This is a genomic window from Arthrobacter sp. Dra40 (genome assembly GCF_059091905.1).
This window is the reverse complement of sequence record NZ_JBNHHB010000516.1, coordinates 1-1,113: the sequence shown is the minus strand read 5'-3', so window position 1 is coordinate 1,113 and position 1,113 is coordinate 1. Positions and strand designations below refer to the sequence as shown.

At 61.8% G+C, this 1,113-nt stretch carries 2 protein-coding genes and 1 pseudogene; all 3 read right to left on the bottom strand.

All coding sequences use genetic code 11. The features are described 5' to 3' along the window. Positions 1-79: pseudogene (locus tag AC5RWT_RS37670) on the bottom strand (30S ribosomal protein S18); the annotation flags it as partial. 58 nt (positions 80-137) lie between these two features. After that, positions 138-704, bottom strand: coding sequence for a single-stranded DNA-binding protein (locus AC5RWT_RS37665; protein ID WP_494084661.1), 567 nt, complete (start codon positions 702-704; stop codon positions 138-140). A 95-nt stretch (positions 705-799) separates the two neighbouring features. Next, complete coding sequence (rpsF, locus tag AC5RWT_RS37660; protein WP_136787676.1) at positions 800-1,105, bottom strand: 30S ribosomal protein S6; 306 nt, start codon at positions 1,103-1,105, stop codon at positions 800-802. Positions 1,106-1,113 lie beyond the last annotated feature (8 nt).

The following is a 1,113-nucleotide window of genomic DNA, read 5'->3' as shown; positions in this document are numbered from 1 at the left end:
TGTAGTCGATGACGGTGACGTCAGCGGCCTTCAAGGGGTTGGACTTTGGTTTGGGCTTACGAATTTCAGCCTTAGCCATCGTGGAGCTCCTTTATCTTGTGGAGCCCGTGGATCTTTTCCACGGGATGGGGTTTGTTTTAGAAGGGAGGTTCGTTCGAGTCCGGACCGTTGCCCCAGCCGCCGGAGTTGCCGCCGGCCGGTGCTCCCCAGGGATCGTCCTGGGGTGCGGGCTGCTGGCCGGACTGCTGTCCGCCCCAACCGCCCTGGGTCTGGCCTCCTCCGAAGCCGCCGCCAAAGCCGCCTTGGCCGCCGCCGAAGCCGCCCTGCCCGCCGCCGGAGCGCTGGGTACGGGTCACCTTGGCAGAGGCGTAGCGCAGCGAGGGGCCGATTTCGTCGACCTCAAGCTCCATGACGGTACGCTTTTCGCCTTCTTTGGTTTCATACGAACGGGACTTCAGCCGGCCCTGAACGATCACGCGCATGCCCTTGGTCAGGGTTTCAGCGACGTTCTCGGCAGCTTCGCGCCACACCGACGCGCGGAGGAACAGGGTTTCCCCGTCCTTCCATTCGTTGGACTGGCGGTCGAAGGTCCGCGGCGTGGATGCAACGGTGAAATTCGCTACCGCGGACCCGGACGGGGTAAACCGCAGCTCGGGATCGTTGGTGAGATTACCGACGAGCGTGATAACGGTTTCGCCTGCCATGTTGCCTCCTGATGTCCTGGTCCCGCTTGGCCGGTGGCGCGCGGGATTGTTTTCGTCAATGCCGCTCCCGGAAAGGGTGCGGCGATCAAAGCTGATTACTCAGCGGAGATCTTCTGCTCCTCCGGGCGGATGATCTTGGTGCGCAGGATGGTCTCGTTGAGACCAAGCTGGCGGTCAAGCTCAGCGGCGGTGGCGGGAGTAGCGGTGAAGTTGACCACTGCGTAGATGCCTTCGGACTTCTTCTTGATGTCGTAGGCAAGCCGGCGGCGTCCCCAGATGTCCACCTTGTCGATGGTTCCGCCATCGTTGCGAACAACGTTGAGGAACTTGTCGAGCGAGGACTCTACGGTACGCTCTTCGACCTCGGGGTCGATGATTACCATCAGTTCATAAGCACGCATTGTGAACC

Coding starts and splice junctions, on each gene's coding strand:
- AC5RWT_RS37665 (WP_494084661.1), bottom strand. CDS start 704: ATGGCAGGCGAAACCGTTATCACGCTCGTCGGTAATCTCACCAACGAT.
- rpsF (WP_136787676.1), bottom strand. CDS start 1,105: ATGCGTGCTTATGAACTGATGGTAATCATCGACCCCGAGGTCGAAGAG.